21 protein-coding genes are annotated in these 25,405 nt (G+C 61.9%); 8 read left to right on the top strand and 13 right to left on the bottom strand.

Going from position 1 to position 25,405, the window contains the following annotated elements; all coding sequences use genetic code 11:
• Position 1: 1 nt before the first annotated feature.
• Both rpsP and ffh read right to left on the bottom strand, forming a co-directional pair.
• Positions 2-253: a 30S ribosomal protein S16 gene (rpsP, locus tag AB4O22_RS21390; RefSeq protein ID WP_003198088.1), complete on the bottom strand. Its 252-nt coding sequence runs from the start codon at positions 251-253 to the stop codon at positions 2-4.
• 251 nt (positions 254-504) lie between these two features.
• Positions 505-1,881: a signal recognition particle protein gene (ffh, locus tag AB4O22_RS21395; RefSeq protein ID WP_003198085.1), complete on the bottom strand. Its 1,377-nt coding sequence runs from the start codon at positions 1,879-1,881 to the stop codon at positions 505-507.
• Between the two features lie 206 nt (positions 1,882-2,087).
• On the opposite strand from ffh, the gene AB4O22_RS21400 reads away from it, so the two are divergent.
• The 8 genes from AB4O22_RS21400 to cmoB all read left to right on the top strand — a co-directional run bounded on the left by AB4O22_RS21400 (position 2,088) and on the right by cmoB (position 11,468).
• Positions 2,088-2,900 carry a cytochrome C assembly family protein gene (locus AB4O22_RS21400; protein ID WP_003198083.1) on the top strand — a complete coding sequence of 271 codons (813 nt, stop codon included), beginning with the start codon at positions 2,088-2,090 and terminating at the stop codon, positions 2,898-2,900.
• Between the two features lie 12 nt (positions 2,901-2,912).
• Positions 2,913-4,154 (top strand): CNNM domain-containing protein, encoded by a 1,242-nt coding sequence (locus tag AB4O22_RS21405; protein ID WP_223470848.1) that lies wholly within the window; start codon positions 2,913-2,915, stop codon positions 4,152-4,154.
• Positions 4,155-4,469: 315 nt separating this feature from the next.
• Positions 4,470-5,783, top strand: coding sequence for an MFS transporter (locus tag AB4O22_RS21410; protein WP_003198081.1), 1,314 nt, complete (start codon positions 4,470-4,472; stop codon positions 5,781-5,783).
• Between the two features lie 208 nt (positions 5,784-5,991).
• Positions 5,992-8,406, top strand: coding sequence for an endopeptidase La (lon, locus tag AB4O22_RS21415; RefSeq protein WP_305442851.1), 2,415 nt, complete (start codon positions 5,992-5,994; stop codon positions 8,404-8,406).
• Positions 8,407-8,621: 215 nt separating this feature from the next.
• On the top strand, positions 8,622-9,014 hold the full coding sequence (locus tag AB4O22_RS21420; protein ID WP_003198077.1) for a protease inhibitor I42 family protein: 393 nt from the start codon (positions 8,622-8,624) through the stop codon (positions 9,012-9,014).
• A gap of 2 nt (positions 9,015-9,016) precedes the next feature.
• Positions 9,017-9,652 carry a lysoplasmalogenase gene (locus tag AB4O22_RS21425; RefSeq protein WP_003198074.1) on the top strand — a complete coding sequence of 212 codons (636 nt, stop codon included), beginning with the start codon at positions 9,017-9,019 and terminating at the stop codon, positions 9,650-9,652.
• 119 nt (positions 9,653-9,771) lie between these two features.
• Positions 9,772-10,515, top strand: a complete 744-nt coding sequence (gene cmoA / locus AB4O22_RS21430) for a carboxy-S-adenosyl-L-methionine synthase CmoA (RefSeq protein ID WP_003198073.1) — start codon at positions 9,772-9,774, stop codon at positions 10,513-10,515.
• Positions 10,512-11,468, top strand: coding sequence for a tRNA 5-methoxyuridine(34)/uridine 5-oxyacetic acid(34) synthase CmoB (cmoB, locus tag AB4O22_RS21435; RefSeq protein WP_460097091.1), 957 nt, complete (start codon positions 10,512-10,514; stop codon positions 11,466-11,468). Before cmoA ends, cmoB begins: the two co-directional genes overlap by 4 nt.
• A gap of 80 nt (positions 11,469-11,548) precedes the next feature.
• Here the strand turns inward: cmoB and tadA are convergent, their stop codons facing one another.
• The 11 genes from tadA to treP all read right to left on the bottom strand — a co-directional run bounded on the left by tadA (position 11,549) and on the right by treP (position 25,367).
• Complete coding sequence (gene tadA, locus AB4O22_RS21440) at positions 11,549-12,046, bottom strand: tRNA adenosine(34) deaminase TadA (RefSeq protein WP_223470852.1); 498 nt, start codon at positions 12,044-12,046, stop codon at positions 11,549-11,551.
• A complete protein-coding gene (locus tag AB4O22_RS21445) occupies positions 12,046-13,422 on the bottom strand; it encodes a multicopper oxidase family protein (RefSeq protein WP_223470853.1) in 1,377 nt (458 codons plus the stop codon). The genes tadA and AB4O22_RS21445 overlap by 1 nt, the downstream gene beginning before the upstream one ends.
• Before the next feature lie 223 nt (positions 13,423-13,645).
• Positions 13,646-14,464: a helix-turn-helix transcriptional regulator gene (locus AB4O22_RS21450; RefSeq protein ID WP_460097093.1), complete on the bottom strand. Its 819-nt coding sequence runs from the start codon at positions 14,462-14,464 to the stop codon at positions 13,646-13,648.
• A 5-nt stretch (positions 14,465-14,469) separates the two neighbouring features.
• Positions 14,470-15,009: a kinase inhibitor gene (locus AB4O22_RS21455; protein ID WP_053161926.1), complete on the bottom strand. Its 540-nt coding sequence runs from the start codon at positions 15,007-15,009 to the stop codon at positions 14,470-14,472.
• Between the two features lie 135 nt (positions 15,010-15,144).
• Positions 15,145-15,540, bottom strand: a complete 396-nt coding sequence (locus AB4O22_RS21460; RefSeq protein ID WP_223470857.1) for a DUF6632 domain-containing protein — start codon at positions 15,538-15,540, stop codon at positions 15,145-15,147.
• A gap of 125 nt (positions 15,541-15,665) precedes the next feature.
• Positions 15,666-17,651, bottom strand: coding sequence for a tetratricopeptide repeat protein (locus AB4O22_RS21465; RefSeq protein WP_223470859.1), 1,986 nt, complete (start codon positions 17,649-17,651; stop codon positions 15,666-15,668).
• 284 nt (positions 17,652-17,935) lie between these two features.
• Complete coding sequence (locus tag AB4O22_RS21470) at positions 17,936-18,223, bottom strand: PTS transporter subunit EIIB (protein WP_460097095.1); 288 nt, start codon at positions 18,221-18,223, stop codon at positions 17,936-17,938.
• Positions 18,224-18,225: 2 nt separating this feature from the next.
• Positions 18,226-20,760, bottom strand: coding sequence for a phosphoenolpyruvate--protein phosphotransferase (gene ptsP / locus AB4O22_RS21475; RefSeq protein ID WP_460097096.1), 2,535 nt, complete (start codon positions 20,758-20,760; stop codon positions 18,226-18,228).
• A gap of 74 nt (positions 20,761-20,834) precedes the next feature.
• Positions 20,835-22,058, bottom strand: a complete 1,224-nt coding sequence (locus tag AB4O22_RS21480; protein ID WP_460097098.1) for a carbohydrate porin — start codon at positions 22,056-22,058, stop codon at positions 20,835-20,837.
• A 146-nt stretch (positions 22,059-22,204) separates the two neighbouring features.
• The gene (gene treC, locus AB4O22_RS21485) at positions 22,205-23,851 is read right to left on the bottom strand and encodes an alpha,alpha-phosphotrehalase (RefSeq protein WP_460097099.1); all 1,647 of its coding nucleotides are present in this window, start codon (positions 23,849-23,851) and stop codon (positions 22,205-22,207) included.
• 73 nt (positions 23,852-23,924) lie between these two features.
• Positions 23,925-25,367 carry a PTS system trehalose-specific EIIBC component gene (gene treP, locus AB4O22_RS21490; RefSeq protein ID WP_057448411.1) on the bottom strand — a complete coding sequence of 481 codons (1,443 nt, stop codon included), beginning with the start codon at positions 25,365-25,367 and terminating at the stop codon, positions 23,925-23,927.
• Positions 25,368-25,405 lie beyond the last annotated feature (38 nt).

Here is a 25,405-nt window from a genome sequence, read left to right on the forward strand (position 1 = left end):
CTCAGGCCGCAGCCTTAGCCGATTCCTTCAACAACTGAGCAACGCGCTCAGAAGGTTGTGCACCAACGCTCAGCCAGTAGGCTACGCGCTCTTGGTTCACGGACAGACGTACTTCCTGACCACGGGCAACAGGGTTGAAGAAACCAACCTGTTCCTTGTGGGAACCGTCACGCGGGTTGCGGCTGTCGGTTACGGTCAGGTGGTAAAACGGGCGCTTTTTGGAGCCGCCAAGGGCAAGACGGATTGTTAGCATGTGAACATCGTTCCTGTAGTCGGTGCTGCAAATCTAAATGCACAGCGGGCATAGGTGCCCGAAAGGCCGCATATTCTAAGGAATATCCGGACTTTTGCAAATGTCTTTTTCCGGCGCCTGGCGCCATGCGATCAAGATTTGCCATAGAGCCGTCATGAAAAACGGCAAGTCAGCTCCCGCGTAGCGCGGGTTTGCTGGAGATCCCCGCATCCGTGCGGGGCAACGCCGACATGACAGCCGGCGCAGATTCTTTACATTTTCGGCATGCCGCCGCCGGGCAACATACCGCCCATGCCGCGCATCATCTTGGCCATTCCGCCCTTGGCGGAGAATTTCTTCATCATCTTCTGCATCTGCTTGTGCTGCTTGATCAAGCGACCGATGTCCTGCACCTGGGTGCCGGAACCCATGGCGATACGGCGTTTGCGCGAACCGCTGATCAGCTCAGGGTCGCGGCGCTCGGCCGGGGTCATGGAGTTGATGATGGCTTCCATCTGCTTGAACTGCTTTTCAGCCGCACCCTGGGCATTGCCCATCTGCGCCAGGTTCACGCCACCGATGTTCGGCAGTTTGTCCATGAGGCCGCCAAGGCCGCCCATGTTCTTCATTTGTTGCAGCTGGTCGCGGAAGTCTTCGAGGTCGAAGCCCTTGCCCTTCTTCAGCTTCTTGGCCAGTTTGTCGGCCTTGTCCTTGTCGAGGGTCTGTTCGGCCTGCTCGATCAGGCTGAGCACGTCGCCCATGCCGAGGATGCGCGAAGCGATACGCTCGGGGTGGAACGGCTCGAGCGCTTCGCTCTTCTCGCCCATACCGATGAACTTGATCGGCTTGCCGGTGATGGCGCGTACCGACAGCGCGGCACCGCCACGGGCGTCACCGTCGACCTTGGTCAGGATCACGCCGGTCAACGGCAGTGCATCACCGAACGCCTTGGCGGTGTTGGCCGCGTCCTGGCCGGTCATGGCATCGACCACGAACAGGGTTTCCACCGGGTTGATCGCGGCATGCAGCGCCTTGATCTCGCCCATCATTTCTTCATCGATGTGCAGGCGACCGGCGGTATCGACGATGACCACGTCGATGAATTTCAGTTTTGCTTCTTTAATAGCCGCCTGGGCGATGTCCACCGGCTTCTGGCTCAGGTCGGACGGGAAGAACGTCACGCCGATGTCGTTGGCCAGGGTTTCCAGTTGCTTGATCGCCGCCGGACGGTAGATGTCCGCCGACACCACCATCACCGACTTCTTCTTGCGCTCTTTAAGGAAGCGCGCCAGCTTGCCGGCTGTCGTGGTCTTGCCCGCGCCCTGCAGACCAGCCATCAGCACGACTGCTGGCGGTACGGCGCTCAGGTTCAGGTCTTCGTTGGCGGCGCCCATCAGGCTTTCGAGTTCGGCCTGGACGATCTTCACGAACGCCTGGCCCGGTGTCAGGCTGCGCGACACCTCGGTGCCGACGGCGCGTTCCTTGACCGAATTGACGAAGTCCTTGACCACCGGCAGGGCGACGTCGGCTTCGAGCAACGCCATGCGCACTTCGCGCAGGGTGTCTTTGATGTTGTCCTCGGTCAGTTTCGCCTTGCCGGTGACATGGCGCAGCGTCTGCGAGAGACGGTCGGTTAGGTTTTCAAACATGCGCGATCCTTTCAGGCCCAGATGAGACCGGGATAATGGCGGCCCAGACCGTGAAAAATGTGCTCGGCGAGCCTGCGGCGTGGGCAGGTCGCGGATTATAGCGAAGAAGCGGGCTACGTACACCTTACTGTCAGTTGCTGTGGTCTTTCGTGCGGAGGGGGTTCTATGCCAAACTCAGCGCCTTTCGGGCTTGCCTAACAGGATTTATGCTCCCCTTGTCACCCAGCTTGCTTGCCACGCTCGCCGCCGCCTGCCTTTATGCCGCTGCGACCCTCTATCAAGGCACCCGCCTGGCCACCGGTGCCAAGGCGAACAAACGCCTGCTGGTCACGCTTGGCGTGCTGGCGGTGCTCGGCCACGCGGCCAGCCTTTATACCCACCTGATGACGCCGATCGGCCTGGGCCTGGACTTTTTCAACGCCGCCAGCCTGATCGCCGTCGCCGTGATCGCCCTGACGCTGCTGGCCTGCTCGCGCATCCCGGTGGAAAACCTGCTGGTGCTGCTGTTTCCGCTGGGGCTGGCCACGGTGCTGCTGGCGCAATTCGCGCCGTCGGGCACGGTGCAGATCATCGACGAAGAGCCGGGCATCCTTGCCCACATCCTGCTGTCGATCCTTGCCTACGGCCTGTTCACCATCGCAGTGTTCCAGGCCTTGCTGCTGCTGGTGCAGGACCACCAGCTCAAAAACAAGCACCCGTCCGGGCTGATTCGCAACTTCCCGCCATTGCAAACCATGGAAAGCCTGCTGTTCGGCTTCCTCTGGGCCGGCTGGAGCCTGCTGTCGCTGTCGCTGATTTCCGGCTGGCTGTTCGTCGAGAACCTGTTCGCCCAGCACCTGGTGCACAAGACCCTGCTGGCCTGCCTGGCCTGGATAGTCTTCAGCGTGCTGCTGTGGGGCCGCAACCGCCTCGGCTGGCGCGGCCACAAGGCGATTCGCTGGACCCTGGCCGGTTTCTGCCTGCTGATGCTCGCGTACTTCGGCAGCAAGCTGGTTCGCGAATACATCCTGCATGTGTGACGGACGGCCCTGATGGATACGTTGCCCGTGGCGCCGCTGCTTGCCGTGCTGGTGGTGTTGATCCTCTGGTCGGCCCTGTTCACCGCCATCGAAGCCGCCCAGCAACACCTGCTGGCCCAGCGCACGGCCTCACGCGCCAGTGACAAACCGCTGGCAACGCTGACATTCCCGCTGGCCAGCCTGATCCTGTGCAATACCCTCTGTCGCACCCTGGCCGTGGTCATCGGCACCTTGCTGGCGATTTTTACCTGGCTGGAAAACGGCCCTTGGGTGGCCTGGCTCGGCACCAGCGCCGCCCTGCTGGTGTTTGCCGACTACCTGCCGCGCACTTTGGCCACCCGCAAGCCCGAAGCGGTGTTGGCGCTGGGCAACGCCTTGCTTGGCATACCGTTGAAGATCCTCTATCCGTTTGCCTGGCTGTTGAATGGTGCCAGCCAATTGTTGCTGCGCCCCTTTGCGCGCAAAGCCAGCATGGTGCAGCAGAGCGACGACGAGATGCCCGCGCCACCGCGCAGCGAACACGAATCTGAGCACGGCAACAGCCGACTGCATCCGATTTCCGGCATCCATGCCCTGGACAACATCACCGTCAACGATATCCTCGTGCCCCGCAGCGAGGTCGACGGAATCAACCTCGACGACCCCATCGGCGAGATCATCGAACAGCTGCGCCTGAACCGTCGCACCCGCCTGCCGGTGTTCCACAGCGACATCAACCAGGTCGAAGCGGTGCTCAACACGCGCCAGATCCGTCATTTGCTGGCGGATGCGAGCCTGACCCAGGAAGCGCTACTGGCCGCCTCCCACGAACCTTACTTCGTCCCTGAAAGCACGCCACTGCAACTGCAATTGCTGAATTTCCACAAGCAACAGCGGCGCCTGGGCATGGTGGTGGACGAATACGGCGAAGTGCTGGGCATCGTCACCCTGGAAGACATCCTCGAAGAAATCGTCGGTGAATTCGAAAGCGAGCACAGCCTCGACAACCCGCACGTGCACCCCCAGCCCGATGGTCGCCTGATGATCGATGGCGCGGCGTCGATCCGCGAACTGAACAGGACCCTGGGCTGGCATCTGCCTTGCGACGGCCCCAAGACCCTCAACGGGCTGGTGACCGAAGCCCTGGAAACCATCCCCGAAAGCCCGGTGTGCCTGAAGATCGGTCGTTATCGACTGGAAATCATCGAGACCGTGGACAACCGTGTCAGCCAGGTGCTGGCGTGGCATAACAGTTCGGTGCCCACGGCTTCCTGAATCCCCCCAGGCTCAAGGTAAAACACAGTTGTGCCGAGGGGATTTATCCCCTCGCCACAAAAAGCCCAGCGCACGCTTCAATATTGTGGGCCAGCTCACTTGTTGAATCGTTAGCCTCCTTCCTATACTCAATCCGCTTACCCAGCCCCGCCCGAACCTCGTGCTTACCCGCACCCAGCCGGTTCATCGGCAAAATCCGCATCAGTCCTGCGACTGTTCCTACCCGAAACAGCGAAAGGATACCCGCCCATATCCCTGGGTGTTCGACCATAATAATTCGCTCCAATGGAGCACATGACTGTCAGGGATAACCGCATGACGACCGCTACCTGCAACGAGGCTGTGTCTGCCCAGCCGACAAACTCGACCACACGCGTGGCCACCGCGAGTTTCATCGGCACCGCCATCGAGTTCTACGATTTCTACGTCTACGCCACGGCTGCGGCCCTGGTGATCGGGCCGGTGTTCTTCCCGCAAACCTCAGGCACGGCACAGATGCTGTCGTCCTTCCTGACGTTCGGCATCGCCTTCCTTGCCCGCCCGCTGGGCTCTGCGCTGTTCGGCCATTTCGGCGACCGGATCGGGCGCAAGTCGACGCTGGTGGCGTCCCTGCTGCTGATGGGCGTGTGCACCACCCTCATCGGCGTGCTGCCCGGCTACGCCAGCATTGGCGCCTGGGCGCCGATCCTGCTGTGCGTGCTGCGTTTCGGCCAGGGCCTGGGGTTGGGCGGTGAATGGGGCGGCGCGGCGCTGCTCGCCACCGAGAACGCGCCCAAGGGCAAGCGCGCCTGGTTCGGCATGTTCCCCCAACTGGGGCCCTCCATCGGCTTCCTGGCGGCCAACGGGCTGTTCCTGACCCTGGCCATGAGCCTGGACGATGAGCAATTTCGCGCCTGGGGTTGGCGGATTCCGTTCCTGCTCAGTGCAGTACTGGTGATCGTCGGCCTCTATGTTCGACTCAAGCTCCATGAAACCCCGGTGTTCGCCAATGCCATGGCCCGCCAGGAGCGGGTGAAAGTGCCGTTGGTCGAGCTGTTCAGCCAGTACTGGGCGCCAACCTTGCTGGGCGCGGCGGCGATGGTGGTGTGTTACGCGCTGTTCTATATCTCGACGGTGTTTTCCCTGAGCTACGGCGTGTCCACCCTCGGCTACAGCCGCGAGACCTTCCTGGGCCTGCTGTGCTTTGCCGTGCTGTTCATGGCCGCCGCTACGCCCCTGTCGGCCTGGGCCAGCGACCGCTACGGGCGCAAACCGGTGCTGATCGTCGGCGGCGTGTTGGCGATTGCCTCGGGTTTCCTCATGGAACCTTTGCTGACCCACGGCTCGACCGGCGGCGTGGCGCTGTTCCTGTGCATCGAGCTGTTCCTGATGGGCGTGACCTTCGCCCCCATGGGCGCCTTGCTGCCGGAACTGTTTCCCACCCACGTGCGCTACACCGGCGCCTCGGCGGCCTACAACCTGGGCGGCATCGTCGGCGCCTCGGCCGCGCCGTTCTTCGCCCAGAAACTGGTGGCAATGGGTGGTTTGAGTTATGTCGGGGGCTACGTTTCAGCGGCCGCGCTGCTCAGCGTGATCGCCGTGCTGTGCTTGAAGGAAACGCGTCATAACGACTTGAACCGGGTTGCCTGACGCGAACCCGCAGGCGCGGCTGCTGGCTGCGATCTTTTGAGCTTTCGCTTGAGATTCAAGCGTCAGGGGAAAGATCGCAGCCTGGCTTCGCTCGGCAGTTCCTACGGGGCAAAACCGGTCAATGAAATAACCGCTAACAATCACCCGCCATTGAAACCACCCCCCACCTGCCCCATCTAAGACCCATACTCCATTGCGCAGGTGCCCCATGAGCGACCAGCACTCTACCGAAGCCACCAACGAATACGCTGACTCCGAACACATCGAACACACCTCCTCCGGCACCGGCCTGGCCCTGCCTGGCCAGAACTTGCCGGACAAGGTCTACATCATCCCGATCCACAATCGTCCGTTCTTCCCAGCCCAGGTGTTGCCGGTCATCGTCAACGAAGAACCGTGGGCCGAGACCCTGGAGCTGGTGGCCAAGTCCGACCATCACTCCCTGGCGCTGTTCTTCATGGACTCGCCCCAGGAAGACCCGCGTCATTTCGACACCTCGAAACTGCCGCTGTATGGCACGCTGGTGAAGGTGCACCACGCCAGCCGGGAAGGCGGCAAACTGCAATTCGTCGCCCAGGGCCTGACCCGCGTGCGTATCCGCACCTGGCTCAAGCACCATCGCCCACCGTACCTGGTGGAAGTCGAATATCCACACCAGCCGAGTGAGCCGACCGACGAGGTCAAGGCCTACGGCATGGCGCTGATCAACGCGATCAAGGAACTGCTGCCGCTCAACCCGCTGTACAGCGAAGAGCTGAAGAACTACCTCAACCGCTTCAGCCCCAACGACCCTTCGCCACTGACCGACTTTGCCGCTGCGCTCACCTCCGCTACCGGCAATGAGCTGCAGGAAGTGCTCGACTGCGTGCCCATGCTCAAGCGCATGGAAAAAGTCCTGCCGATGCTGCGCAAGGAAGTCGAAGTGGCGCGGCTGCAGAAAGAGATTTCCGCCGAGGTCAACAACAAGATCGGCGAACATCAGCGCGAGTTCTTCCTCAAGGAGCAGCTCAAGGTCATCCAGCAGGAGCTGGGGCTGACCAAGGACGACCGCAGCGCCGATATCGAACAGTTCGAGCAGCGGCTCGAAGGCAAGGTGCTGCCGGCCCAGGCACAGAAGCGCATCGAAGAGGAAATGAACAAACTCTCGATCCTGGAAACCGGTTCGCCGGAATATGCCGTCACCCGCAATTACCTGGATTGGGCAACCTCGGTGCCGTGGGGCGTGTATGGCCAGGACAAGCTTGACCTCAAGCACGCGCGCAAGGTGCTCGACCAGCACCACGCCGGCCTGGACGACATCAAGGACCGCATCCTGGAGTTCCTCGCCGTCGGCGCCTACAAAGGCGAGATCAGCGGCTCCATCGTACTGCTGGTCGGCCCGCCGGGCGTGGGCAAGACCAGCGTCGGCAAATCCATCGCCGAATCCCTGGGGCGGCCGTTCTACCGCTTCAGCCTCGGCGGCATGCGCGACGAAGCCGAGATCAAGGGCCATCGGCGCACCTACATCGGCGCCCAGCCGGGCAAGCTGGTGCAGGCGCTGAAAGATGTCGAAGTGATGAACCCGGTGATCATGCTCGACGAGATCGACAAGATGGGCCAGAGCTACCAGGGCGACCCGGCCTCGGCCCTGCTGGAGACCCTCGACCCGGAGCAGAACGTCGAATTCCTCGACCACTACCTGGACCTGCGCCTGGACCTGTCGAAAGTGCTCTTCGTCTGCACCGCCAACACCCTGGACTCGATCCCCGGCCCGCTGCTGGACCGGATGGAAGTGATCCGCCTGTCGGGCTACATCACCGAAGAAAAAGTCGCCATCGCCAAGCGTCACTTGTGGCCCAAGCAACTGGCCAAGGCTGGCGTGTCCAAGGGCAGCCTGAGTATCAACGACAACGCCCTCAAGGCCCTGATCGACGGTTATGCCCGTGAAGCCGGGGTGCGACAGCTGGAGAAACAGCTGGGCAAACTGGTGCGCAAGGCGGTGATGAAGCTGATCGACGACCCCAAGGCCGTGATCAAGCTCGGGCCGAAGGACCTCGAAGCCTCCCTGGGCAAACCGGTATTTCGCAACGAGCAGGTGTTGTCCGGCATCGGCGTGATCACCGGCCTGGCCTGGACCAGCATGGGCGGCGCGACCTTGCCGATCGAGGCGACGCGCATCCACACCCTCAATCGCGGCTTCAAGCTGACCGGGCAACTGGGGGACGTGATGAAGGAGTCGGCGGAAATCGCCCATAGCTATGTCAGTTCGCACCTGAAGCAATTTGGTGGCGATCCGAAGTTCTTTGACGAGGCCTTCGTTCACCTGCACGTCCCGGAAGGCGCCACGCCCAAGGACGGACCGAGCGCCGGCGTGACCATGGCCAGCGCCTTGCTGTCCCTGGCCCGCAACCAGCCGCCGAAAAAAGGCGTGGCCATGACCGGCGAACTGACCCTCACCGGGCACGTCCTGCCGATTGGCGGGGTGCGCGAGAAGGTCATCGCGGCGCGGCGGCAGAAAATCAACGAGCTGATCCTGCCGGAAGCCAACCGGGGCAACTTCGAAGAACTGCCGGACTACCTCAAGGAAGGCGTTACGGTGCACTTTGCCAAGCGGTTTGCGGATGTGGCCAAGGTGTTGTTCTGATGTTCCTCTAGCGGCTTGTACCGGCCTCATCGCGAGCAAGCTCGCTCCCACAGGGTTTGGTGTGGATCACAAATGCTGTGAACACCACAAATCCCCTGTGGGAGCGAGCTTGCTCGCGATAGCGGCATCAGCAACAACATATGCCCAGCTGACACACCCAGTAGCATCTTCGGTTATGCTCGCCGTTCGTCGTAAATGCCGGAGCCACCACCCTTATGTCCCTCACCCGCCTGCTCGTCCCCCTCAGCCTCGCCCTGCTGAGCGCCTGCGCCACGCAAACCGGCAACAACGTGACCGTGGAAAAACTGAGCCAGTGCCCGGTAAGGCTCAATAACGGGCAGAACCTGATCCTGAGCTTGCCCAGCAACCCCACCACCGGTTATCGCTGGGCGATCCAGGATTCGGCCGGTGGCGTGCTCAAAGGCTTGGGTCCGGAGGTTTATCGCAATCCTGAAGACGCCGGCATTGTTGGCGCCGCGGGTGTCTCGACCTGGCGCTTCCAAGCGTTCAGTACCGGCACCGGGCGCTTGCGCCTGACTTATCAACAGCCCTGGGCCCCGGAAGTGCCGCCCGTGGAAACCTTTGACTGCGCCATTTCGGTGAATTGACCGTGGGCTGGCTGATCCTTGCACTGATGGGCGCAGCCACCTACCTGTACGGCCTGAGCGTGCACGCCACACTCTTGTGCCTGCTGGTCAAGCCCATGCCGGTCCTGGCCCTGCTCGGCTGGCTGCACGATGCGCCGCCCAGTGACTATCGGCGCTGGATCAGCCTCGGGCTGATTTTTTCGCTGGTGGGTGATGTGTTGCTGGCCTGGCCGGGGGATCTGTTCGTGTTCGGCCTCGGCGCGTTTCTGCTGGCGCACCTGGCCTACCTGAAAGCCTACCTCAGCGACTGCCGCCGCCCGGCACTGCTGCCATTGGCCCTGGCCTTGGGCATCGGCGCGGTGCTATTGGGGATTCTGGTCTCGAACGGCCTCGGGCCGTTGCTGGTGCCGGTGATTGTCTACGGCCTGGCCATCAGCGCCATGCTTTGGCGAGCGTTGGCGCGGCTGGGCAGCGGCGTGCCGAAACGCTCGGCCTGGCTGGCCGCCGCCGGGGCACTGGCGTTTGTGTTCTCCGACAGCCTGATCGGCATCAACCGGTTCGTGCAGCCCTTCCATGCCGCGCCTTACCTGATCATCGTCAGTTATTGGCTGGGCCAATGGGGGATTACGGCGTCGGCGTTTATCCAAAAGCGGCACTGAACAAAGATAAATGTGGGAGCAAGGTCTGTGGGAGCAAGGCTTGCTCCCACAAAGCTCGCTCCCACAGTTTTTTTGGTTAAAATGCCGGCCTTTTCACCACCCATGCCGCTGGAACCGCCGTGAGCAAAGACCCCGATCGCCTATTCGCCCAACCCCTGGCCCAAGTGCCGGACTTCGCCTTCAACGAGGACGTGGTGAGGGTGTTTCCGGACATGATCAAGCGTTCGGTGCCGGGCTACCCGACCATCGTCGAAAACCTCGGCGTGCTCGCCGCGCAATTCGCCCAGCCCAATAGCGTGCTCTACGACCTGGGCTCGTCCCTGGGCGCCGTGACCCAGGCCCTGCGCCGCCACGTGCGCACCGACGGTTGCCGGGTAATCGCTGTGGATAACTCGGCGGCCATGGTCGAGCGCTGCCGCGAATACCTCAACGGCCAGGACTCGATGTTCCAGGAGCTGCTGCCGGTGGAAGTGATCGAAGGCGACATCCTCGCCCTGACGTTCCAGCCGGCCTCGGTGGTGGCACTGAACTTCACCCTGCAATTCATCGCGCCGGACCAGCGCACCGCGCTGTTGAGCCGCATTCGCCAGTCCTTGCTGCCCGGTGGCGCCCTGATCCTGTCGGAAAAGTTGCGTTTCAACGATGCCGAGGAACACGCCCTGCTCACCGACCTGCACGTGGCGTTCAAGCGCGCCAACGGCTATAGCGAGCTGGAAATTGCCCAGAAACGCAGCGCCATCGAAAACGTCATGAAGCCCGACAGCCTCGAAGAACACCGCGAACGCCTGCTGGCGGCCGGGTTCTCGAAAGTCGTGCCGTGGTTCCAGTGTCTTAACTTCGCCTCGTTGATTGCCCTGCCATGATTGATCTGTCCCCCCTCGCCCGCCATCTGGCCGGCACGCCCCTGGCCGATTGGGCCGCGACGCTGCAGACGCAACTCGACAACAAGATGGAAAAGGGCCATGGCGATCTGGAGCGTTGGCAAAGCGCACTCGATGCGCTACCGGCCTTGCAACCCACCACGGTCGACCTGCTGAACGGCCTGACGCTCGACACCGAGTGTTCCGACGAAACCCGTGCGCAAATGCGTACCGCGTTGATGGGCCTGTCGCCATGGCGCAAAGGACCTTTCGACCTGTTTGGCGTGCACGTGGACACCGAATGGCGCTCGGACTGGAAGTGGTCACGGGTGGCCCCGCACCTGGACCTGAAAGGCAAGCGCATCCTCGATGTGGGCTGCGGCAACGGCTATTACATGTGGCGAATGCTCGGCGCCGGAGCTGACACGGTGATCGGCGTCGACCCCAACTGGCTGTTCTTCTGCCAGTTCCAGGCGGTGCAGCGCTACCTGTCGCAGCCCAACGCCTGGCACCTGCCGTTCCCGTTCGAGGCCCTGCCAGCGGAGCTGGAAGGTTTCGACACGGTGTTCTCCATGGGCGTGTTCTACCACCGGCGCTCGCCGATCGAGCACCTGCTGGCCTTGAAGGACTGCCTGGTCAAGGGCGGCGAACTGGTGCTGGAAACCCTGGTGATCGAGGGCGACGAACACCAGGTGCTGGTGCCCGAGGACCGCTACGCGCAGATGCGCAACGTGTGGTTCCTGCCGTCGGTCCCGGCCCTGGAGCGCTGGCTGCGCCGCGCCGGGTTCAGCGATGTGCGTTGCGTGGACGTGAGCCTGACCACCGTAGAGGAACAGCGCAGTACCGAGTGGATGAAGTATCAGTCGCTGAGCGACTTCCTCGACCCCGCCGACCACAGCAAAACCATCGAAGGGCTGCCGGCGCCGATGCGGGCGGTGATTGTGGCGCGCAAGTAAATCGCCCAAGCACCACAAAACTCCTTTGTGGGAGCAAGCCCTTGCTCCCACAAAGGTTCACTCCCACAGGGGGGACGGTGTCAGTCTGAGGGCTTGGCTCTTCGGGCCTTGAAGAACTCACTCAACACCGTGCTGCATTCCTCGGCCAACACCCCGCCCTCGAACATCACCCGATGGTTCAGGAAACCCTGGCTGAAGAACTGCCCCTGGCTCTGCACGATGCCAGCCTTGGGCTCCAGGGCGCCGTAGACGACCCGGGCGATACGCGAATGGACGATCAGGCCGGCGCACATGCTGCACGGTTCCAGTGTCACATACAGCGTGCTGCCGGGCAGGCGATAGTTGCTCACCGCCTGGGCGGCGGCGCGGATGGCGACCATTTCCGCATGGGCACTGGGGTCGTGGCCGCTGATGGGGCAGTTGAAGCCGCGCCCGATGATCTCGCCGTCCTGCACCAGCACTGCGCCCACCGGCACTTCGCCCAGGACTGCGCCTTGTGCGGCGAGGGCCAAGGCTTCGCGCATGAAGTCCTGGTCACGGCTGCGGTCGATGATCCTGGCAGGGCGAATCTGGCGCATCAAGCCACCTCGATGGCGGCCATCAGGCCGGTTTCCATGTGGTCGATCACATGGCAGTGGAACATCCACACGCCTGGATTATCCGCCACCAGCGCCACCTGCGCCCGCTCGTTCTTGCCCAGCAGGTAAGTGTCGGTGAAATACGGCACGACCTTGTGCCGGTTCGACGCGATAACCTTGAAACTCATGCCGTGCAAATGGATCGGGTGCTGGTACTGGGTCATGTTCTTCAATTCGAAAATGTAGCTCTGGCCTTTCTTCAGCGTGGCGATCGGCCGGTCGGCGCAGGTCTTGTCGGTGATGTCCCAGGCCTTGCCGTTGATCTGCCACAGGCTCGGCGGCTTGCCATTGTCGACATTGACCGACACCGAGCCGACCCATTCGAAATTGAAGTTGAGTTTTTCCGCATTGGCCAGGTCCGGCTCCGACACCGGGTTGGGCGGCAGCGCCGGCGGCCATTGGCTCGGCGCGTCACTGTTAGGCACCGAACGCAGGGTGCCCAGGCGCACCGGGCCATTGCGCAACGACAACTCTTCACCGGCTGGCGGTGCCTTGATCGCCAGGCAAATGCGCATGCCCGGGCCGAGCCAGTATTCCTTGCCCAACGGGCGCGGTTCGATGGGGTTGCCGTCCAGCGCATAGATCTGCGCTTCTACGCCTGGGATGTTGATGCGATACGTCAGGGTGTTGTCCAGGTTGAGCAAGCGCAACCGGGTGATCTGCCCGGCCGGCAGGTCAATCACCGCTTGCGCCACGCCGTTGATGGTCGCCAGCCGGCCGGCCGTGCCACCACGCGCCGCTTCACGGGGAATGCTGAATGCGACGAACTCGCCCTGCTCGTCCACATGCCAGCTCTTGAGACTCAGGGTCTGCTCGTATTTGAAGCCGGTGGGCTCACGCTCTTCGATGATCAACGGTCCCACCAGCCCACGCCCAAGCTCTTCGCTGCTGTTGACGTGAGGGTGATACCAATAGCTGCCGGCGTCTGGCACACGGAACTTGTAATCGAAATACTCGCCCGGCAGCACCGGCAATTGCGAGACGTACGGCACGCCGTCCATCTCCAGCGGCAAACGGATCCCGTGCCAATGAATGGTGGTGGCGACCGGCAGGTGATTGATGAAGCGTACCCGCAACCATTCGCCCTGGCGCACTCGCAGCTCGGTGCCCGGCGCCGAGGGGCCAAACGCCCAGGCCTGGGTCTTGTGCCCGGCTACCAGCTCGACGTCCAGCGGTGCGGCGATCAATTCATAGTCATGACCGGCCTCGGCATCGGCGCGCTTGCCCAACCAATACCGTGACGCACCTCCCGCACCCACGCCAACGACAACAAGACCGGCCAGGCCACCGAGTATTTGGCGACGGGTAAAGGACATGAACGCAACCACCTATTGAATCCGCGGCGAACCGTTGGGCCCGCAAAAGGCGAATACGATACACCCGCAGATGAGAAACGGTAAGGGCTGCAAAAATGAAAAAACCTATAGAAATTATCCACAGGTCTTCTCAGTCCCTATCAGCTCAACTTTCAGGGTTTCGACATCTCGGGCGCTTGATGTTGGTACCACCCCTGTGTTCCAAAGGTGACCTCCGGAAAGCTTAAATCCCGTCCCGCAATTCACGTGGCGACAGCCCATAGCGTGAGCGGAAGCGCACTGCAAAACGTGAGGCCGAGGCGTAACCACAGGCCCCGGCAATTTCACCGATCGGCCGAGAAGTGGTCTGCAGCCATTGCAACGCGGTCGCCAATCGAACGCCCTCCAGAATATTGCGGAAACTGTCCTCCTCATTCGCCAACTGGCGACGCAACGTCGACTCCCCCAGGTTCAGGTGTTGTGCGACGTCCGCCACCGTCCAGTCTCTCTCCGGGCTGCCCATTACCAACTGCTGCACACGCTCGCAAAGTGGATCGTTGCGCCCCATCAGCAAGGGGCCGAGTTGGCCGCCAAGGCACAGGCCCAGGAGAACCGCTTCCCCATAATGTGTGCGTAATACCTGGGGGGCGTCATCCCTGATGGCAGTCAGCAACTGATCCCATGCCTGGGTCGTGTGCCTGTCCAGGCGGACGCATAGATCGCTCTTCAGTACACCGCGACGGCTCATGATCTGCTGGCTATAACGGCTGCTGAAGCTGCGCAATGTCGAGGCGGGAAAGGTCACCGCATCGGCGATGTAGTGACCCTGGGGACCGGGCAGGTTTGAGAGACCCAACTCGCGCCCGGCCGGCATCAGTATCAGATGTTGCGGCCCGGCGCGCATCTCCCGGCCATCCCACTGCAACAGCTTTTCCCCTTGGCGCACTCGACACAAAGTCGTCACGAACACCGGCACCCTTGACAAGGTCAGGGGCTGGCGCGCCCGAATGACACACGCATCGATAATGCTCTCCCGGTGCTGTATGCCCTCACAAGGGTGCATCGTGTTTAACGTCCGTAAGTTGAAGTAATGGTCGCTTTGGCCAAGGCGTTGGCATTGAGCATGTACCCTACCAACGCCCCGCTGGCCTGGTTGTCGAGCGCTAGCTTATCGACTTTCAATGCCCATACGGTGAATTGATAGCGATGGGGTTTATCCCCTACTGGAGGACAGGCGCCGCCAAACTCGGATTGACCAAAGTCAGTTCGCCCTTGAACTGCACCGGCAGGCAAACTTGGCCCTGCCCCTCTTGGCAGGCTATGGACAGAAGCGGGCAGGTTAAAGACCGTCCAATGCCACCAACCGCTCCCCGTCGGCGCATCGGGATCGTAGACCGTGATCGCGTAGCTTTTAGTGCCGGTGGGGGCGTTTATCCAGGAAAGCTGCGGCGAGGTGTTGCCGCCTTCGCAACCGAAGCCTTGAAACACTTCCCGCTGGGTCAATGGGCGATTGTCGGCAATGTCCTGGCTGGACAGTGAAAAGTCGGCGGCGTATCCACTGAATGTCACAGCCAAGGAAAGTGCAGGCAGGATTGATCTGATGTTCATCGCGACTCCGTTTGAGGCTGAAAATGAAGCCAGAGTCTAGGTTGAACGCCAAATGGTCAGTGTGCCGAAACGCTCGACAATTGTGCCGAAATGCTCGAGATCCGGAAGAGAGCACCATCGCCCCACTCGAAGCCGCTAGTGCGTCGGGTTACCGCGTGGCATGAAAAAAGCCAGCGCCGCCGCGGCAATGAACAGCGCCGGCACATCGCCGAGTAAATGCCCCATATGCCGGGTCCCATCCATCTCGACGTCGAAGGACTGCACGGCCATGATCGCGCCGTGCACGATGCTCGACCATACCGTGAACCAGATCAGGCTCAGGTGTTTCATCGGATCGCGCGACGCCATCAGCAGGAACACACCGAGGGTGGCGTAGATTCCGGCAATCATCAGCGGATAGTGGGAATGGCCGCTGTGCCACGCCCAGCCAGACGGCCACAGGTTCATCAGCGGCCAGAACGCGAAGATGGCGATCAGGCCGACAACGATCAAAACCATGCGCAAGGCGGCGAGTCGTTGGGTGTCGTTCATGGCTGGCTCCTTGTTGCGGCGTGGCTGTCGCCGTAATGGGTGCCAGGAGTATAGAACGCGCCTGTAATGCACACCGGCCAACCCATGCCGTCAGTCGCCTGGGCCGTCTCCGAGCGACTTGTCGATCATCCAGCCTCGCTCACCCGCTCCAGCCAGGCCTTGTGCGCAGCACTGGTATCGTCAGGCAGGTGGCGCAGGTAAGCCTGTAGCTCCACCTGCATACCGAACACCTTCCATATCAACGGCGCCAAGCGCGATGCAGGGTTGCCCGCCTGCTCCAACTCGCGCAGCCACTGCAGGCTGCGCTCCTTGTATTCGGCGAGTACGTCCGACTGGTAATCGTGGGCCTTACCCAGCCCGGAGATGTACATCAGCTTGGCGACTTCCACCGTGGGCCAATGAAGGGCCATGTTGAGCGGCCAATCGAGCATGGCACGCTCCCCCCACATCGCGGATTTAGGCATGCGGCCGTTCGCCAGCAGCGTCAACATGAAGGCCTGGCCCAGTTCGGTCAGGTAGACCGGCAGGACCTCGGCGGTGGGATGCAGGTAGAACGAATCCACGGGCGTCTCGCGCCTCAGGCCAATGCGCGCAAGCAAGCGCTGCTCAAGGTCGAGTACCAGCGCACCGATATCAGCCTTCACCGCGCTGCCGCTTTCGGTAGTTTGCCTGGTGCGGGTCGCGCAGTCCCAGAGGCTCAGGGAAAGCTGCCATTGGGCTTGATCACCCTCACCCGAACAGCCGATCTCGCCGGTGATGAAGGACTTCATCGTCGGCGGCACGATATCGAAAAGCGCTTGGCCGTCGGCCTCACACCCCGATAGCACCGGGCCGCCGCCTTCCACGATTTGGATATAGCAAGTGCCTACATGGTCGCTCCAGTAGTGCACGGCTTCGGCCAGGTATAGAGGAATCGCGCGCGAGAAGCGTCCCAGTTCATCCTCCCGTTGCGATTCGGCGCGTTCTGCCCCGTCTGTGCTTTTGGACAGCGCGAAGAAACCGATTTCCGATGCCCCTTCCAGTTTCTGCGCGAAGAACCAATCGGCGTTGCGCAAACCGTAGTGCCAGATCGGCTGGCTCAATGCCAACGTCGCGAACTGCAGGCTTTCAGGATCCACCGGCACGCCTTGGGCGTCCTGCTTGTGCATTTGCTGGAAGGCTTGGGCAAACTGGTCGAGCTGGCTTTTGATCGGCGCAAAACCCAGGGCATACAGGCGGGCGAGCAGCGCCTCGCCTTCGGCCGCTTGGCCAAGTTCCTGATAGGCGCGCAGCAAGTTGATACCGGCCATGGGGTCGTGTTTGTGCTCATCGTAGGCGGGCTCGACCAACTCGATGATCAGTGGAATCTGGCCGTTGTTACCCAAGTCGCCCGAGATCATCATCAGCGCGCTGCCGTCGAACGTGCCCGCCGTCAGCACCTGCGTGTAAAACACACGTGCCGATTCGACGTCCTTCTGTTCCAGGCAATGACGCGCCAACCACAAGGGCGCACGCCAACTGCCGGGCAACGCAGCCACGGTACGCAGCGCCTCGAGATAACCCGCCTCGCCGGCCTTTTCCCGCTGAATGGCCGCCCACCACAACAGGCCATTCTCTTGATTCGGGTCGGCTTGAACCGCGTGCCAAAGCGTTTCGTCGGCAAGCGCCTGCTCGCCTCGGTCGCTGAAGACCTTGGCCAGGTTGGTCAGCAAGGTGCCTGTCGCGCCCACTTTCGCCATCCCCGTGCGCAGCGCGTTCTCGGCGGCAGCGAGTTGGCCGTTCTCCAGCAGCACAATGCCCTGGATGACATGGCTGCGCTCGGGATTGCTGTCGATCTCGACCAGTTGTGCCGCGGCCGGGATCAAGTCAGCGACAAAACCATCATTCAAACCCGAGATAATCAGGCTGTAGAGTTCGTCGGCAGAATTCCATTTCTCTCGCAGGTTTGGCAGGAAGACATTGTTGCGCCACTCGTTGCGGGTGATCTGCATCTCACGGCCGTAGCTGTCGTAGACCGTGATCAACTCACTCTCGTCCGGCTGGGGCGGTGGCGCGTCAGTGTGCGCGGAAGAAACCGGTGTCGACGTGCTGGATTTCTTGCCGCTCAGAGCGGACAGGATGCGTTTGAACATAAGGGCAGTGACACCGTTTCTGAGTTTGTCGGCACGGTGTTCTTGGGATGGAAGTTTGCAGTCTTGTTGTGAGCGGCCGACAGCTTTGCGCATTCACTTGCAGAGAGCGACGGACAAACGTGGACAAGCCAAGAGCAACGATGGGGAAGTTGGCATTTAAGCACAATTTAAAACCCGACTTTGTGCAGAGCCTGGGCGTCGATCGTTCCCCCGTGGCGAGGGGATTTATCCCGTTGGGCTGCGCAGCAGCCCCAGAATCGTTTTCGCGGTGTGCCAGCTTCGGTTCAGCCTCGCAAGCCAGTGATCAGATGCACCACACCGTTGTCCAGCGTCATCACGCCTGCCACACCGGCGGCACTCAAGCCCATCTGATCGATCCGCGCCACATCCCGCAGTTCCACCCGCAGCCGCGTCAGTGCCACGGGCTGATGGGTCTTGAGGTTTTCCGCACCGCCCAACGCAGCGATGATGGCCGGCGCCAGCCCATCTACCGAGGCCGGTCGCTTGGGCTCTTCCGGCACCAGGTCCGGGGTCAGGGCTTTCCAGAATGCCTGTTGCAGTTTGTCTAACATGTTCAATGCTCCATGGCCAGGGTGGCCGGGGTGGCCGTGGATGAATGAGTACGCAGGAGGTCACGCACCTGCTCGGCGCTTTCCTGGCCCAGGGCCTGTTGGGCCAGCGTACGGCACTCGCTAAGGTTCCATTCACGCACGCTGGCCTTGATCGCTGGAATCAGCGGCACACTGACCGATAGCTCATCCACGCCCAACCCCAGCAACACCGGCACCGCCAGGGGTTCCGATGCCAGCGCACCACACACCCCGACCCATTTGCCATGGGCACGGGCGGCCTCGGCCGTACGGGCGATCAGGCGCAACACAGAGGGATGCAGGCTGTCGGCCTGGCTGGCCAGGCGTGGGTGATCACGGTCCATGGCCAGGGTGTATTGGGTCAGGTCGTTGGTGCCGATGGAGAAGAAATCGACTTCTGGGGCAAACAGGTCAGCCATCAGCGCCGCCGCCGGCACTTCGATCATGATGCCCAGCTTCGGCGCCTGTTTGAGTCCCAGATGGCGGACCTCTTCGTCCAGCATCTGTCGCGCAAGGCGCAGCTCTGCCAGTTGCGTGACCATGGGCAGCATGATGTGCAGCCGCGCCAGCCCCGAACAGGCGAGAATGGCCCGGAACTGTTCACGCAACAACTGGGGGCGCTCCAGGCACAGGCGAATACCGCGCATGCCGAGGAATGGATTGGCCTCATGAGCCATCGGCACATAGGCCAGCGGTTTGTCCCCGCCCACATCCAGGGTACGTACCACCAGATTGCGCTCCGGCCCCAGGGTCCGGGCGACGGCGCTGTACAGGGCCGCTTGCTCGTCATGGCCAGGAGGGTGTGCGCGATCCAGGTAAAGCAGTTCGGAGCGCAACAGCCCGACACCTTCGCCGCCCAGGCTCATGGCCTGCTCCACGTCCCGCAGCGACCCGACATTGGCACTGACCTCGACTCGATGACCATCAAGGGTGCGAGCCGCCAGGGCCGATTGTTCGAGGTCACGCTGATGCCGCTCGTGCTGCCGGTCACGAGTGGCCTGGAATTGCTCGACCAGGGCTTGATCCGGGTTCACGTGCAGTTTGCCATTGTCGGCGTCCAGCAACACCCGGGTACCGTTCTCCAGGGCCAACACGGAGTGCGCCACGCCACACAGCGAGGGCAGGCCCAGCGCACGGGCGAGGATCGCGACATGGCTGGTGGCGCCGCCACCCACGGTGACGAAACCGGCGATGCGTGAAGTGTCGAGGCTGGCGGTCTGGGAGGGCGTCAGTTGCTCGGCCACCAGGATCGCCCGTTCGGGCAGGTTCCAGGCGTTGTCCTGAACCCCCAGGATCAGCTTGAGCACCCGTTGCCCGACGTCGGCCAGGTCCGCTGCGCGCTCGGCCAGCAAAGCGCTACCCAATTGCTGGAACAGCGCAGCGCTCGCCTCGGTAGCGGTCCTCCAGGCGAATGCCGCGCTCTTGCCCTCGGTGATCAAGGCTTGGGCCTGCTCCAGCAAGGTGGGGTCTTCCAGCAACTCTTGATGGGCGCGAAAAATCTGCGCCTGAACGCTGCCCGCCGCCTCGTCCTGCAACGCCTTCAAGGCTTGCGTCGCTTGCTCCAGCCCTTGATCCAGGGCGGCCTGCTCAACCTCGATGCCGGCCCCCTTCTCCTCGATTTCCAACACTTGGGAGGCGACCTGGACCACTTCACCAAACGCCGAACCGGGCGACGCACAGACACCCCGCAGCCGGCCAGGTATCGATGGCTCGTCGGTGACGGTCGGCGCCGGCGTCAGCGGCGCTTGCACCGTTTCGCCGCACCCCGACAACAGCAAATGTTCCAACGCTTCGATGGCCTGTCCGGCCTGAGGGCCGGCGGCGCTGATCTGCACACTGTCGCCCTTGGCCGTCTGCAACGCCATGATCGCGACCAGTGATTTGGCATTGGCGCCGGCTTGCTGCTTATGCAGTTGGATATTGGCATCAAACCCCTTGGCCACCTGGGCGAACACCGCGGCAGGACGGGCATGCAGGCCACTTTCATTGGGCACGATCAGCGGCTTGGAAAACAGCACCGAGCCCTGCTGCGCCTCGTCGACAGGCCCCTGTTCCGCTGGGCACACACGCAACAACGGAGCACCACTCTCGATACAGCTCGCCCCGTCCCCGAGCAGGCTGAAGGGTTCACCGCTGACCACCAGCATCAGCGTCAACAGGCTGCGCGCATGCAGGGCGATGTAATCGGCATCGAAATCGATCAGCGGCTGGCCGGCCTCGACCCGTTGCCCCATGGTCACCCGCGAGGTGAACCCCTTGCCCGCCAGATTGACCGTGTCCAGGCCAATATGCATCAGCACCTGGACGCCGTTATCAGCGGTAACACTCACCGCATGGGCGCTGTCCTGAAGCGTGCCGATGACACCGGACAGCGGTGCGCAAAGGGTCTGCGAGGTCGGATCGATGCAGATGCCATCCCCCACTACTCGGCTGGAGAAGACTGGATCCGGCACGCTGTCCAAGGGCATCAAGACCCCGGACAGCGGTGCGAGCAATTGCAAAGGTTGCGTTGTGTTCATGAGACCTCACCTGCTGCTGTCTGTTCTTTTTGGCATCGCGAGCACGCAGAGATCAGCGACCCGCGCTAGACGGGTCATTTCCACCAGTATTCGACTTGCAGGCCCACGTTGGAACCATGCCGCGCACCGCCAAATACACCGGTGTCCGACAGCGCCGAACCGGCTGCCAGTTCATTGGCAGCACGCTTGGCCGCCTCGTTCCAACTGGCGTAGGTGTAGTAGAGGCGTATTTCCGGGCGAGCCCAGAATTCCGGGCCCTTGGGCGACCAGGTGGGCGCAAAGGTGAATTTGCTCAGCTTGCGAGTTCCATCGCTGGCCTGAACCTGGTCATGGCCCAGTTCGGCCACCAGCTTGAACTGATCGGTGATGGCGTATGCCGGGCGAACCCCCAACGACAGCCAGTCCTGGTCAGCATCATCGGGGCGGATGTCCTTCTGGTACACCGCTTGCACCTGCCCGCCGAAACGTGGCGTGACCTGCCAATCGAAAAACTCCACCAGACGATAACTCTTGTTGCTGTCGTCCAATCCAGTGTCGCCGGTATAACCCAGCCCGGTGCCGGGCCCCTCGCCATATTGCAAGGCCAGTTTATTCTTCCCACCCAGGAAGTCCTGTTGCACATGCTGGGCGGTCAAGGCCCAGCCGCGATGGGCGTCGCGACGGTCCGCCCGGTCGATGAAGCTCAGGCCAAACTCCAACTCGCCACCGGGGTTGGCCTTGAAACCGGCGACGTTGAAGTCATGCCGGTTGACCGGGTCTTTCTGGTAGAGGTTGTCCTTGCGCGAGAAGGCGTAGCTGTATTTCAACCCGCCGATCAGCACGTCCTCGATCCCGCCACCGGTAGCACTCTGGTTCCAGTAGTAGAAATCCGAGATATGGATGTCGTTACGTTTGTAGTAACGCCGACCGGCCCACAGCGACCCGCCGTTCAGGCTGGGCATGTTCGACCATTGGGCATACATCTGCGGCATGCGTGCCGAGCCGTTTTCACCCTGGAAAGTCGGCGTGCGGTCATAGCGGTTGTACAGCGACGCCATGCCGTCCACGCTCAACACCGAGCCATCGTCGAGGGTGAAAAGATCCTGGCGCAGTTCCAGTTCCCCGTACTGCTCGCATTCATTGCCCAACCGATATTTAGTCTGCGCCCCGGGCAACTGGAAGCAGGATTGTGAACGGCCATTGGTCGCGCTGCCGACGCCGCTGCGCAGATAACCGGAAAACTCCAGGGCCTGAACCGGGAACGGCAGCGCCAGGCAGATACAGGACGCGGCAAGGCCACGGTTTATTATTGTTTTCATATGCCTCTCCATTATTTCTTATTGTTTTTTTTGCTCCATGACTTCCCCCCCTTAGCCGCCATTTGGCTGACGGCAAAGGGCCCACGATGCGTCTGGCGCAACGTGTTCGCTGTCAGGCATTGCCTGGGTCAGGGGGAAGTTTTTATTCAGTCGCTCAGGTGCAACACAAACGACTCGTAAGGCCGCAAGCGCAGCCGTCGGTATCGGTGTTCGCCGGCCTCGTAGTTGCCGATCACCCAGCGTTGTTTCGTATCATGGGTGAGGACCCCTTCGGGCAGTTCCACCTCGCAGTCGCCTCCAGAAAAATGGCTGACCACCAACAGGCGCTCGCCTTGCCCTTCGCGCAGGTACGCCCACACGTGTGGATGTTCGGGCAATAGCAGGCGGTAGACGCCGTCCTGGATCAAGGCTTCGCTGCGGCGCAGGGCGATCAATTGACGGTAGTAATGCAGCACCGAGGTCGGGTCTTGCTGTTGCTGCTCGACGTTGATGAACGCGGCGTTGGCGGGCACGCCGATCCAGGGTTCGGCCCGGCTGAAACCCGCGTTCGGCCCGGCATTCCACTGCATCGGCGTGCGCCCGTTGTCACGGGATTTCTGCATGATCGGCGCCATGGCGTCGGCCTCCGACACCCCGGCGTTGCGCTTGAGACGATAGATGTTCAGGGTTTCCACATCGCGATACTGCTCGATGTGCTCGAAGCCCGGATTGGTCATCCCCAACTCCTCGCCCTGGTACACGAACGGGGTGCCCTGGAGAAAGTGCAACGCCGTGGCGAGCATCTTCGCCGAAGGCTCGCGGTACTCGCCGTCATCACCGAACCGCGACACCACCCGCGGCTGGTCATGGTTACACCAGAACAGCGCATTCCAACCGTCACCGGCCTGCATGCCGACTTGCCAGTCGGACAGGATGCGTTTGAGTTCGAGAAAATCGAAGTCGGCCCGCACCCACTTTTGCAGGTTCGGGTAGTCCACCTTCAAGTGATGGAAATTGAACGTCATCGACAGTTCACGGGACGCCGGACACGAATAACGAACACAGTGTTCAAGGCTGGTGGACGACATCTCGCCGACGTTGATCAGGTCGAACCCCTCGAAGACTTCCCGATGCATTTCCTGCAGGTAGCGATGCACGTTGGGACCGTCGGTATAAAAACGCCGGCCATCGGTATGATCGTCAGGGAAGTCGGCCGGCTTGGAGATCAGGTTGATCACATCGAGACGAAAGCCCCCCACCCCCTTGTCCCGCCAGAAACGCATCATCTTGAACACTTCGGCGCGCACCTGGGGGTTGTCCCAGTTCAGGTCGGCCTGGGTGTGGTCGAACAGGTGCAGGTAATACTGGCCGGTCTGCGCTTCGTACTCCCAGGCCGAGCCGCCGAACTTGGATTCCCAGTTGTTCGGCTGGTCCCGCCAGATATAGAAATCGCGGTACGGGTTGTCGAGGCTGCTGCGGGCGGCCTGGAACCAGGGATGCTCGATGGAGGTGTGATTGACCACGATGTCGAGCATCAGCTTGATACCGCGCTTGCTCGCTTCGGTAATCAATAATTCGCAATCGGCCATGGTGCCGTAGCTGGGGTCGATGGCGTAGTAGTCGCTGATGTCATAGCCGTTGTCCCGTTGCGGCGAACGCAGGAACGGTGTCAGCCACAGGAAATCCACACCCAGCCAGTGCAGGTAGTCGAGCTTGTCCACCACCCCTCGCAAATCACCGGTGGCCTGGCCGCCATGGCTGTAGAAACTTTTTGGATAAATCTGGTAGATCACTGAGCGTTGCCAGTCTTGCATGGCGAAATTCCTTCGTTCTGTTTGGTACTGGCCCTGCGGGCCTTATCGCGGGCAAGCCCGGCTCCCACAGGTGTCAGGCCACCCGATACCCTGGCCGGACGATCTTCATGCTCAACGCGCAGGTCAGGGCAAAGGGCACGCTCATGGCGATGACCATGCCGACCACGAACATCGGTATGTAATCGGGCACGATCGAAATGAAACCCGGCAGGCCCCCGACGCCAATCGCCGAGGCCTTGATCTTGTTCAGCGACAGGAAAATGCAGCCCAGGGCCGAGCCGGCCAGCGCGCAATAGAAAGGGAATTTGTAGCGCAGGTTGACGCCGAACATTGCCGGCTCGGTGATGCCGAAATAAGCGGAAATCGCCGACGTGGACGCCATGCTCTTGTCCCGCGCATTACGGGTCATGTAGAACACCGCCAGCGCCGCGCTGCCCTGGGCCAGGTTGGACATGACGATCATCGGCCAGATGAAGGTGCCACCCTGGGTCGAGATCAATTGCAGGTCCACCGCCAGGAACATGTGGTGCATGCCGGTCACCACCAGCGGCGCATAGAGCAGGCCGAAAATCGCCCCGCCAATCACCGGCGCCAGGTCGAACAGCGCCACCATGCCTTCGGTAATCAGGATGCCCAGGTGCCGGGTGACCGGACCGATGATGGCAAGGGCCAGTACACCGGTGATTACGATGGTGGTGATGGGGATCACGAGCAACTGGATGGCGTTGGGCACCCTGGCCCGCAACCATCGCTCGATCACGCTCATGACATAGGCCGCCAGCAGGATCGGCAGGATCTGCCCCTGGTAGCCGACTTTCTCGATCCGGAACCAGCCGAAGATGTCGAAGTACGGCAGGCTCTGGCCTTCCAGCCCCGCCACGGCCTTGCCGTAGTTCCAGGCGTTGAGCAGGTCCGGGTGGACGAGCATCAGGCCCAGCACGATGCCAAGGATCTCACTGCCGCCGAAACGCTTGGCCGCCGACCAGCCCACCAGGGCCGGGAGAAAGACGAAGGAGGTATTGGCCATGAGGTTGATCAGGCTCCAGACGCCATCCAGGTTCGGATAGGCATCGAGCAACGTCTGCCCGGCAATGAACATGCCCTTGGCGCCCAACAGGTTGTTGACGCCCATCAGCAGGCCGGCGATCACCAGCGCAGGCAGGATGGGCATGAAGACATCGGACAGTACCCGCACCAGGCGCTGCATGCCGTTGCCCTTCTGCGCGCCCTGGCGCTTGACGTCGGCAATGGTCGCGGCGGCCAGGCCCGTCAGCTCGCGCAGGGCGGCATAGACCTTTTCCACCTCGCCCGGGCCGATGACCACCTGGAACAGGCCACCGGTAAAAAACGAACCCTTGACCAGGTCGATCTGGTTCAGCGTGGCACTGTCCACCCGGGCCGCGTCCTTGAGGGACAGGCGCAGGCGCGTCACGCAATGGGCAGCCTGCTCGATATTGTCGACGCCACCCAAGCTTTGCAGCAGCTCGCTGGCGATTTTGGAGTAATCGTGGCTCATGCTTTTTTCTTCCGCGTCATTCTTGTTATTGAGAGTCG

This window comes from Pseudomonas sp. S3_B11 (assembly GCF_054667715.1).

Excerpts from the sequence above, each read along its gene's own strand:
- rpsP (WP_003198088.1), bottom strand. The coding sequence starts at position 253 with ATGCTAACAATCCGTCTTGCCCTTGGCGGCTCCAAAAAGCGCCCGTTT.
- AB4O22_RS21480 (WP_460097098.1), bottom strand. The coding sequence starts at position 22,058 with ATGAAAACAATAATAAACCGTGGCCTTGCCGCGTCCTGTATCTGCCTG.
- ffh (WP_003198085.1), bottom strand. The coding sequence starts at position 1,881 with ATGTTTGAAAACCTAACCGACCGTCTCTCGCAGACGCTGCGCCATGTC.
- AB4O22_RS21470 (WP_460097095.1), bottom strand. The coding sequence starts at position 18,223 with ATGTTAGACAAACTGCAACAGGCATTCTGGAAAGCCCTGACCCCGGAC.
- AB4O22_RS21410 (WP_003198081.1), top strand. The coding sequence starts at position 4,470 with ATGACGACCGCTACCTGCAACGAGGCTGTGTCTGCCCAGCCGACAAAC.
- treC (WP_460097099.1), bottom strand. The coding sequence starts at position 23,851 with ATGCAAGACTGGCAACGCTCAGTGATCTACCAGATTTATCCAAAAAGT.
- AB4O22_RS21400 (WP_003198083.1), top strand. The coding sequence starts at position 2,088 with ATGCTCCCCTTGTCACCCAGCTTGCTTGCCACGCTCGCCGCCGCCTGC.
- treP (WP_057448411.1), bottom strand. The coding sequence starts at position 25,367 with ATGAGCCACGATTACTCCAAAATCGCCAGCGAGCTGCTGCAAAGCTTG.
- tadA (WP_223470852.1), bottom strand. The coding sequence starts at position 12,046 with ATGCGCCAGATTCGCCCTGCCAGGATCATCGACCGCAGCCGTGACCAG.
- cmoB (WP_460097091.1), top strand. The coding sequence starts at position 10,512 with ATGATTGATCTGTCCCCCCTCGCCCGCCATCTGGCCGGCACGCCCCTG.
- ptsP (WP_460097096.1), bottom strand. The coding sequence starts at position 20,760 with ATGAACACAACGCAACCTTTGCAATTGCTCGCACCGCTGTCCGGGGTC.
- AB4O22_RS21450 (WP_460097093.1), bottom strand. The coding sequence starts at position 14,464 with ATGCACCCTTGTGAGGGCATACAGCACCGGGAGAGCATTATCGATGCG.
- AB4O22_RS21405 (WP_223470848.1), top strand. The coding sequence starts at position 2,913 with ATGGATACGTTGCCCGTGGCGCCGCTGCTTGCCGTGCTGGTGGTGTTG.
- AB4O22_RS21420 (WP_003198077.1), top strand. The coding sequence starts at position 8,622 with ATGTCCCTCACCCGCCTGCTCGTCCCCCTCAGCCTCGCCCTGCTGAGC.
- lon (WP_305442851.1), top strand. The coding sequence starts at position 5,992 with ATGAGCGACCAGCACTCTACCGAAGCCACCAACGAATACGCTGACTCC.
- AB4O22_RS21460 (WP_223470857.1), bottom strand. The coding sequence starts at position 15,540 with ATGAACGACACCCAACGACTCGCCGCCTTGCGCATGGTTTTGATCGTT.
- AB4O22_RS21445 (WP_223470853.1), bottom strand. The coding sequence starts at position 13,422 with ATGTCCTTTACCCGTCGCCAAATACTCGGTGGCCTGGCCGGTCTTGTT.
- AB4O22_RS21455 (WP_053161926.1), bottom strand. The coding sequence starts at position 15,009 with ATGAACATCAGATCAATCCTGCCTGCACTTTCCTTGGCTGTGACATTC.
- AB4O22_RS21465 (WP_223470859.1), bottom strand. The coding sequence starts at position 17,651 with ATGTTCAAACGCATCCTGTCCGCTCTGAGCGGCAAGAAATCCAGCACG.